This window comes from Romboutsia lituseburensis DSM 797 (assembly GCF_900103615.1).
GTDB classification, from domain to species: domain Bacteria; phylum Bacillota; class Clostridia; order Peptostreptococcales; family Peptostreptococcaceae; genus Romboutsia_F; species Romboutsia_F lituseburensis.
In genome coordinates this window covers 87,075-95,961 of sequence record NZ_FNGW01000010.1, presented here as the reverse complement: position 1 = coordinate 95,961, position 8,887 = coordinate 87,075, and the positions used below count along the sequence as shown (strand labels likewise).

Below are 8,887 nucleotides of genomic sequence, written 5' to 3'. Positions count from 1 at the left end.
CCCACTGCTGCCTCCCGTAGGAGTTTGGACCGTGTCTCAGTTCCAATGTGGCCGATCACCCTCTCAGGTCGGCTACTGATCGTCGCCTTGGTAAGCCGTTACCTTACCAACTAGCTAATCAGACGCGGGTCCATCCTGTACCGCCGGAGCTTTGATATTTTTACCATGCGATAAAAGTATGTTATCCCGTATTAGCATACCTTTCGGTATGTTATCCGTGTGTACAGGGCAGGTTACCCACGCGTTACTCACCCGTCCGCCGCTCTCTTCCGAAGAAGATCGCTCGACTTGCATGTGTTAGGCACGCCGCCAGCGTTCATCCTGAGCCAGGATCAAACTCTCAAATAAAAGTTGTCCATTGCTCAGCTAATCATTATCTGAATATCTGGCTTGGTTGTTTGTGTTTAATTCTATAAAGAATTATGTTTGTTTCTATAAATTAACCTACTGTTTAATTTTCAAAGTTCTTACTTGCTCTTATTGAGCACATTTATTATACTAACATTTTTATTATAATAGGTCAATATTTTTATCTAAATTTTTTAAAATTTATTAAATTTTAGCTTCAAATATACTTTACGGTCTATATAAATGACTTTTTATCTATATGCATTATCTATTTTATGAAGACCATATCTCTCTATTATATCTATTAACATATCGGCGTATATAAATTCGCCATTTTGATTTTGTTTGGTGCTGTAACCTGCATCTTCTAATGCTTGAGCTTGATCTTTATAATTTTTAGCTTTAAAAACTCCACATTCTTCATATCTGGGGTTCTCAACTAAAAATTTAGCATGATCCTCTATTGATTTGTTTATATCTTCATACTTTCTAAATTTTGCAGTTATTGTATCATCATAATTTTCGGATGTTATTACTTCTACATAATCTCCATTCCAACTTATATCTGCTTTAATTCCAAATATATTATTACTTTCTGTGGATAGCTTTGATTGACCCCATCCAGATTCTAGTATCGCTTGGGCTATAGTTACGGATGGATATATGCCGTATTTTTTATAACTTTTCCTAGCGCCTTTTTCAATACTTTTTATAAAACTTGTTTTATCTTTATCTAATGCCAATTCTATTTCTTTTTTCTCCTCTAATTCTTTTGTCTCTAAATCTTTTGTAATTAAAAATAGTGCCACTATACTTAATAATACACATGCAGTGATACCTATTTTTTTGCTATATAACTTTAACTTATTTATTATTTTTTTATTTTTTCCTAAGTGCTTTATTCTTTTTTTTCCCATTCGTGCCTCCTAATCTTTAAACTATCTTAATTATATTATCGAGAAAATAAAAAAAGTCTTCTATATTTTATTATTTGAGAAGACTTTCAATACAAACTAATTTATTATTATATAATATAAAAAGAGTAGAAAAAAATCTACTCTTTTTATATTATATATTAAATTTACTTAGATTTTAACTCTATCCAAGCTCTATCATATACCTTTATATCACTACCTAAATCTACGAATGTTTCGCACTTATCTAATAGCTCCTTAGATGGGTAAGCAACAGGGTTTGAAGTAATTTCTTTATCTAATAACTTTAATGCTCCTGTATTTGGAATAGAGTATCCTATATATTCTGCATTAACCTTCGCATTTTCTGGATCTAATAAAAAGTTTATGAACATTTCAGATTCTTTTTTATTTTGAGCCGTTTTAGGAATACACATTGCATCTACCCATTTATTAGTACCTTCTTTAGGTATAGCATAGTCTAAATTGGGATTTTGATCCATTAACGTTACTGCATCACCTGAATATATTATACCCATAGCAACTTCTTCACCTAATAATCTATCTTTTCCTTCATCATTTACATAAGCCATAACTAAATCTTTTTGTTTCATTAGAACTTCTTTAGCTTCATTTATCTCTTTAGGATTTGTTGTGTTTATGCTGTATCCTAACTTTTTAAGACCTATAGCCATAGTATCTCTAACTGAGTCAAACATCATTATATTACCCTTATATTTAGGATTCCATAATATATCCCAACTATCTACAGGTTCTTTTATCATTTTTTTATTATATAGTATCCCGAATGTTCCCCACATATAAGGTACACTATACTCATTAGTTTCATCATATATAGGATTTAAAAATGACTTATCTATATACTTTATATTTGGTATATTATTGAAATCTATTTTTTGAATTAAGTTCTCACTCTTCATTTTTTCAACCATATAGTCTGATGGGAATACTAAATCATAATTCGTGCTACCACTTTTAACCTTTTGATACATCATCTCGTTAGTATCATAAGTTTCATAAAGGACATCTATACCAGTTTCTTTTTCAAATTTACTAATAAGTTCTTCATCTATATAATCTCCGACATTATACACATTAAGTACTTTTCTAGAGTCTGTAGATTTTTTACATCCGGTTGTTAAACTCAATGTAAGAACACCTATAGTCATTAGTGATATAACTTTTTTCATTCTACTCATTATTCACCACTCCTTACTATAGATTGCTTCTTGTTAGATAGTAAAAGTAATCCTAAAACTACTACAAACATTATTGTTGATAAAGCATTTATTTCAGGCTTTATACCTCTTCTAGCCATACCATATATTTCTATTGAAAGGTTACTAACCCCATTTCCTGTGTTAAAGAAACTTATTATAAAGTCATCTACTGACATAGTAAATGCAATCAGAAACCCAGATATTATACCTGGTTTTATTTGAGGTAAAATTACCTTTCTAAGTGCATACATTGGCGTTGCACCTAAATCCATTGCTGCTTCCTCTATATTTTGAGGTAAACTCTTTATTTTTGGTAAAACTGATAAAATCACATACGGTATATTAAACATTATGTGTGATAAAAGCATTGTAGTAAATCCAAATTCTATGTTTATAAAAGCAAATAAACTCATTAATGCTACTGCAGTAACTATATCCGGATTTAATACTGGAAGATAGTTTATATTTAGCATTAACTTTCTTCCTTTAGGTCTCATTTTGTGTATACCTATCGCGCTTATCGTACCTATCATTGTTGCTATTATAGATGAAAGGAATGCTACTATTAAAGTATAGTATAAAGCACTCATTATACTTTCATTATGAATTAATCTTTCATACCATTTAAAAGTGAATCCTCCCCAGCGAGCCATTGATTTAGAATCATTGAAAGAGAATACTACTAATGCAAATATTGGTGCATATAAAAAGATAAACACTAAAAATAAATATATGTTAGATACTGCTTTCTTTAACCTTAAAATAATAACCCACCGCCTTCCTTGTCAGATTCATCTTCAAACTTAGCCATTACAGCCATTGATATTAGGATTACTATCATCATAAATATGGAAACAGCAGATCCGAAGTTCCAATCTCCAACTACTGTAAATTGTTGTTCTATTAAGTCTCCAAGTAACATAAACTTACCTCCACCTAATAGTCTTGATATAGCAAAAGTCGTAACAGCTGGCATAAACACCATTGTTATTCCTGATACTACACCTGGTAAACTAAGTGGGAATATAACTTTAGTAAATACTTGTAAACCATTTGCACCTAAGTCTCTAGCTGCATTTACTAAATCATTATCCATTTTAGATAAAGACGTATATATTGGTAAAACCATAAATGGTAAGAAGTTATAAACCATTCCTAGTAATATAGCAAAATTAGTATATAGTATGCCAACTGGTTCTATTCCAAGGAATCCAAGGAACGAATTTATAAGTCCATTTTTACCAAGTATCGCTACCCACGCATATGTTCTTAGTAAGAAGTTCATCCACATAGGAAGGATAAATAATAATATTAAAGTTCCTCTTTTACTTACATGAGCTTTTGATATTATGTAGGCTACAGGATATCCTACCACAAGACATATTAAAGTTGATATTCCCGCTAACATTATTGATCTAAAAAATACTTTAAAATATATCGGGTCCATTAATTCCTTATAGTTTTGTAGTGAAAAAATATATCCATTATCTGTTTCTTGTGAAAAACTAAAAAATACTACTAGTATTAAAGGGATTACAATAAATATTGCACTCCATATTACATATGGATATGCTAAAAAAGATTTCTTCTTCATTTTAATTACTCTCTTTTCTCATTATATGGATATCTTCTGGATATATATCCATACCTAGTTCTGATCCAACTTCAGCGGTTTTAGTATTGTGAAGTATCCACTTTCTATCATTTTCTTCAAGTTCTATTTCATAGTGAACTCCCTTGAATACGGTAGATGTAACTTTTCCCTTTAACATTCCATCTTCTGGTTTAACCATTTTTATATCTTCAGGCCTGATTACAACCTCTATATTTTCATTTTTATTGAAGCCTTTATCTACACAATCAAAAGTTTTATTACAAAACTCAACCTTGTAGTCATCTAACATTATTCCATCAAATATATTACTTTCACCTATAAATCTTGCTACAAAAGAGTTTTTAGGTTCATTATATATATCTTCTGGTGTACCCATTTGTTGTATCTGACCTTTATTCATTACTATTATAGTATCTGACATACTAAGAGCTTCTTCTTGGTCATGTGTTACAAATATGAAAGTTATTCCTAGTTTTTGTTGCATTCTTTTTAATTCTATTTGCATTTCTTGTCTTAGCTTTAAGTCTAACGCTCCTAAAGGTTCGTCAAGTAAAAGTACCTTAGGTTCATTTACTAGTGCTCTTGCTATAGCAATTCTTTGCTGCTGCCCACCACTTAATGAATCAACTTTTCTATTTTCTTTACCTTCTAATGCCACTAGTTTTAACATTTCTCTGACCTTTTTATCTATTTGATCCTTAGGCATTTTTTTTATTTTTAATCCAAATGCTATATTCTCATATACATTCATATGTGGAAATAAAGCATATTTTTGGAATACTGTATTTACTGGTCTTTGATATGGTGGTATCTCATTTATATCTTTACCTTCAAATAAAACTTTTCCTTCATCTGCATATTCAAATCCTGCTATAATTTTTAAAGTTGTTGTCTTTCCACAACCACTTGGTCCTAGTAATGTTAAAAATTCATTTTTCTTTATATCTAAAGATAAATTATCTAATACTTTTAAATCATCATATTGTTTGCATAAATTTCTTAATTCTATTATGTTTTCTTCCAATTTTATTAACACCTCTTTTCTAGAATGACGGCGGAGTACTTACCCAAATCACTTTTGCAGTTGTTTTTCCTGCATTAGATATATAGTGATTTGCTCTTGGTTTAAAGTAAAAACTTTCGCCTTTTCTTACCTTACTCTTTTTATCACCTATATGAACATATACTGCACCTGCAAGTACATAGCCGAACTCTTCACCTTCATGGGGTTTTTCCTCTTTATATTGCCCACCTGGATATAAAGTTATTATTACAGGCTCCATTTCATTCTTTTGTGAGTTTGGTATCAGCCATTTAAATGTATACTTTAATTCTTCATCCTCTGTTTCAAACATATCATCTTTTGTAAAACAGATTCTTTCATCATCTATTTCATTAAAAAATTCCCTTAAATTTGTACCTAATATTTCAAGTATATCTATAAGGGTAGCAATGGATGGTGATGTTAAGTTATTTTCTAATTGAGATATAAACCCCTTTGAAAGTTCACATCTATTAGCTAACTCTTCCTGGGTCAGTTGTTTTTCGATTCTCATTCGTTTTATTTTTTCACCGATATCCATACTTCCACCTCCTAATTTTTATTTTGTTATTATAACTAAACCTAATGTTTAAAATATCTAAACAACAAAACTTATTATATAAAAGTTTATGTTATAATTCAATAGTTTTTGAATATTTTTTTATTTTTTACTAAAACAGAGAAATCTAGCATTTTAAACACTTTGTCTCATTTATTCTATAAAGAGTGTTTATATTAATATTCATAAAGTTTAGTATCTCTAACTTATATAAATATTTATGTTTTTTTTAGATTTAATAAATTTCGCAATATTTATTTGTGATTGCTTGCTTTTTTTACTTAATAATAAATTCTAGTTCACCTTAAAATATATTAATTTTTTTTAGATATAACTTATAGTTTACATTTTTTCATTAATATATTGGTTTTTGCTTATTTTTATATTTATTTATATTTTTTACAAATATAAAAAGAGCATTATAGGTATATATAAACCCTATAAAATGCTCTTTTGTATTTTAATTAAACTAATTTATAATCTTCAGGATTTAATTTACTTGCAGCTGCTTCATCTAGTATAAGTACTATATCATTGTGGAATTGTAATATAGATGCTGGAACTTCTGGTATTACTTTTCCATAAACAGTATTATATATAGCATCTGCTTTACTGTCTCCACATGCTAGTAACATTATTTTTCTAGCTTTAAATATTGAACCTGTACCCATAGTTATAGCCTTTTTAGGTACATCTTCTATTTTTTCAAAAAATCTTGCATTAGCCTCTATCGTACTCTCTTTTAAGTCCACTAGATGAGTTCCTCTTTCAAAATTTATAGTAGGCTCATTGAATCCAATATGTGCATTGTGCCCTATTCCTAGTACTTGTATATCTACACCACCAGATTCCTTTATTTGCTTATCGTATGTTTCACATTCTAACTCTACGTTTGAAGCCATTCCATTTGGTATGTGTATATTTTCATTTTTTACATTTATATGATTAAATAGATTTACCCTCATAAAATAATCATAACTTTGATCACTTGTTTTAGGTAAATTATAATATTCATCTAAATTAAATGTACTTACTTCTGAAAAATCAATCAGCTTCTCATTATACATTTTTACTAATTCTTTATACATGCCTATAGGAGTACTTCCTGTCGCTAAACCTAATACTGAATTTGGCTTTAATGTAACTTGACTTAATATCATCTGAGCTGCTTTTTTGCTCATCTCATCATAATTTTTACAAACTAATATTCTCATTTTTGTTGACCCCCGTAGATTATTTTTTATAGATTACTTTTCCATCACTTATTGTCATATAACAATTTATATCCTTATCAAATATTGCAATATCTGCGTCTTTACCTATTTCTAAACTTCCTTTTTTATCATCTATATTTAGAGATTTTGCAGGATTTATAGATGCTAATTTTATAACTCTTCTTATATCTAAGTCTGTGTTATTCATAAAATTATATACCATTTTATTTAATGGCATTACACTTCCTGCTAAACTTCCACTTTCTAGCCTTGCTTGATTATCTTTTACTATAACTTTTTGACCACCTAAAGAATATTCTCCTGGTTCTAAACCTCCAGCCTCAATTGAATCCGTTATTAAAATAATTTTATCCTCACCTTTATTCTTCAATATAAATTTGAATAAATCTTTTAATATGTGTATCTCATCTGCTATAACTTCACAAAATACATCTGTAGTTAATGCTGCACCAACAACACCTGGATCTCTATGGTTTAATCCACTCATACCATTAAACATATGAGTTATATTATTAGCGCCTAAGTTAATAGCTCCTTTTGCCTCTTCAAACTTAGCTCTACTATGCCCAATAGATAAAACTATATTTGTATTTCTTCTAATTTTTTTTGTAAATTCAAAATTAGAATCTGTTTCTGGAGCATACGTTATAACTTTAATTACATCTTTGTATTCTTCTATAAGATTGTAGCTAGGAGAAACTATAAATTTAGGATTTTGCGCTCCTTTATAATCTACATTTATAAATGGTCCTTCTAAATGAGCTCCTAAAACTCTTGCCCCTTCTATATCTTTATTCATCAAATATTTTATAGTGTCTAGTGCTTTTTTTATAGATTCTTCATCCATAGTCATAGTTGTCGGTAAAAAAGATGTTACTCCATGTCTAGATATTGATTTAGAAATTGTAAATATTGATTCTTCATCTCCATTCATTACATCTCTTCCCATATTCCCATGTATGTGTATATCTATTAATCCTGGGCAGACATAATTTCCTTTTGCGTCAATTACTTGGCATTCTTGTGGTACTTTATCCGTTATATCTAGTATTGTTTCATCGAAAACTAAAACCTTATTTTCTAAAATTTGATTTTCTAAAACTATTTTTCCATTTATTATACATTTCATATATACCACATCCTATTCACTTAGTATTAATTCATACTGATATTTATCACTTCTAAATATTGAGATTGTATATTCTATAGGCTGATTATCTGCATTGTATGAGTTTCTTTGTATTTTAAGTGCTAAAGTTCCATCTTCTGCATCCAATATATTGCACTCTTCTTCTGACAGCATTATCGGTTCCATGGTTTGCTCTGCTTTTTGTATTTTGTAATTATAATTTTCACTTAACATTTTATAAAGTGAATTATTATCTATCATTTTTTTAGTAAAACCTTTGCATGTATCTTCTGACAAGTATACTGTTTCTAATCCAAAAGGTTCTCCATCCATATACCTTAGTCTTATAACCTTATAAACATTTGTTTCTTCATTATCTATATTTAATTTTTTCTTTATTAATTCACTCGGTACTTCCATTTCAAAAGATAATATATCAGTTCTTATATTTATACCTTTTTCTTTCATTACATCTGTAAATCCTTTTACACTTCTGAATTGGTATTTTCTTTTGTTCTTTGCAACAAAAGTTCCTTTGCCTTGAACTCTATATAATAAACCTTCTGATACTAGACCTACAATTGCTTTATTCACAGTCATACGACTTACATTTTGCATATTACATAGCTCTCGTTCTGGGATTATAGAATCACCTTCTTTTAACTCTCCAGTTTCTATCATCTTTTTTATTATAGAGCTAAGTTGAATATGTAAAGGTGTTGTACTACTTTTATCTACTATTTCCATTTATATCACCGCTTTTTTATATGGTATATACCTTTTTGGTATATACCAATTATAACT

At 29.2% G+C, this 8,887-nt stretch carries 9 protein-coding genes and 1 rRNA gene; all 10 read right to left on the bottom strand.

Translation table 11 applies throughout. The features are described from left to right. Nucleotides 1–348: ribosomal RNA gene (locus tag BLP75_RS15310) — 16S ribosomal RNA — on the bottom strand; the annotation flags it as partial. Nucleotides 349–599: 251 nt separating this feature from the next. After that, the gene (locus BLP75_RS15305; protein WP_092727408.1) at nucleotides 600–1,265 is read right to left on the bottom strand and encodes a glycoside hydrolase family 73 protein; all 666 of its coding nucleotides are present in this window, start codon (nucleotides 1,263–1,265) and stop codon (nucleotides 600–602) included. A gap of 164 nt (nucleotides 1,266–1,429) precedes the next feature. Beyond that, complete coding sequence (locus tag BLP75_RS15300; protein WP_092727407.1) at nucleotides 1,430–2,482, bottom strand: ABC transporter substrate-binding protein; 1,053 nt, start codon at nucleotides 2,480–2,482, stop codon at nucleotides 1,430–1,432. Then, nucleotides 2,482–3,156: an ABC transporter permease gene (locus tag BLP75_RS15295; protein ID WP_092727412.1), complete on the bottom strand. Its 675-nt coding sequence runs from the start codon at nucleotides 3,154–3,156 to the stop codon at nucleotides 2,482–2,484. Before BLP75_RS15295 ends, BLP75_RS15300 begins: the two co-directional genes overlap by 1 nt. 104 nt (nucleotides 3,157–3,260) lie before the next feature. After that, nucleotides 3,261–4,097: an ABC transporter permease gene (locus BLP75_RS15290; protein ID WP_092727406.1), complete on the bottom strand. Its 837-nt coding sequence runs from the start codon at nucleotides 4,095–4,097 to the stop codon at nucleotides 3,261–3,263. A gap of 1 nt (nucleotide 4,098) precedes the next feature. Then, nucleotides 4,099–5,142, bottom strand: a complete 1,044-nt coding sequence (gene potA / locus BLP75_RS15285) for a spermidine/putrescine ABC transporter ATP-binding protein (RefSeq protein ID WP_092727405.1) — start codon at nucleotides 5,140–5,142, stop codon at nucleotides 4,099–4,101. Between the two features lie 19 nt (nucleotides 5,143–5,161). After that, entirely contained in the window at nucleotides 5,162–5,701 is a 540-nt protein-coding gene (locus BLP75_RS15280; RefSeq protein ID WP_092727404.1) for a helix-turn-helix domain-containing protein, read from the bottom strand. A 482-nt stretch (nucleotides 5,702–6,183) separates the two neighbouring features. After that, complete coding sequence (gene nagB / locus BLP75_RS15275) at nucleotides 6,184–6,933, bottom strand: glucosamine-6-phosphate deaminase (protein WP_092727403.1); 750 nt, start codon at nucleotides 6,931–6,933, stop codon at nucleotides 6,184–6,186. 19 nt (nucleotides 6,934–6,952) lie between these two features. Continuing rightward, the gene (gene nagA, locus BLP75_RS15270; RefSeq protein ID WP_092727402.1) at nucleotides 6,953–8,083 is read right to left on the bottom strand and encodes an N-acetylglucosamine-6-phosphate deacetylase; all 1,131 of its coding nucleotides are present in this window, start codon (nucleotides 8,081–8,083) and stop codon (nucleotides 6,953–6,955) included. A gap of 12 nt (nucleotides 8,084–8,095) precedes the next feature. Further along, entirely contained in the window at nucleotides 8,096–8,830 is a 735-nt protein-coding gene (locus BLP75_RS18520) for a GntR family transcriptional regulator (RefSeq protein WP_092727401.1), read from the bottom strand. Nucleotides 8,831–8,887 lie beyond the last annotated feature (57 nt).

Coding starts and splice junctions, on each gene's coding strand:
- BLP75_RS15305 (WP_092727408.1), bottom strand. CDS start 1,265: ATGGGAAAAAAAAGAATAAAGCACTTAGGAAAAAATAAAAAAATAATA.
- BLP75_RS15300 (WP_092727407.1), bottom strand. CDS start 2,482: ATGAGTAGAATGAAAAAAGTTATATCACTAATGACTATAGGTGTTCTT.
- BLP75_RS15295 (WP_092727412.1), bottom strand. CDS start 3,156: ATGGCTCGCTGGGGAGGATTCACTTTTAAATGGTATGAAAGATTAATT.
- BLP75_RS15290 (WP_092727406.1), bottom strand. CDS start 4,097: ATGAAGAAGAAATCTTTTTTAGCATATCCATATGTAATATGGAGTGCA.
- BLP75_RS15280 (WP_092727404.1), bottom strand. CDS start 5,701: ATGGATATCGGTGAAAAAATAAAACGAATGAGAATCGAAAAACAACTG.
- nagB (WP_092727403.1), bottom strand. CDS start 6,933: ATGAGAATATTAGTTTGTAAAAATTATGATGAGATGAGCAAAAAAGCA.
- nagA (WP_092727402.1), bottom strand. CDS start 8,083: ATGAAATGTATAATAAATGGAAAAATAGTTTTAGAAAATCAAATTTTA.
- BLP75_RS18520 (WP_092727401.1), bottom strand. CDS start 8,830: ATGGAAATAGTAGATAAAAGTAGTACAACACCTTTACATATTCAACTT.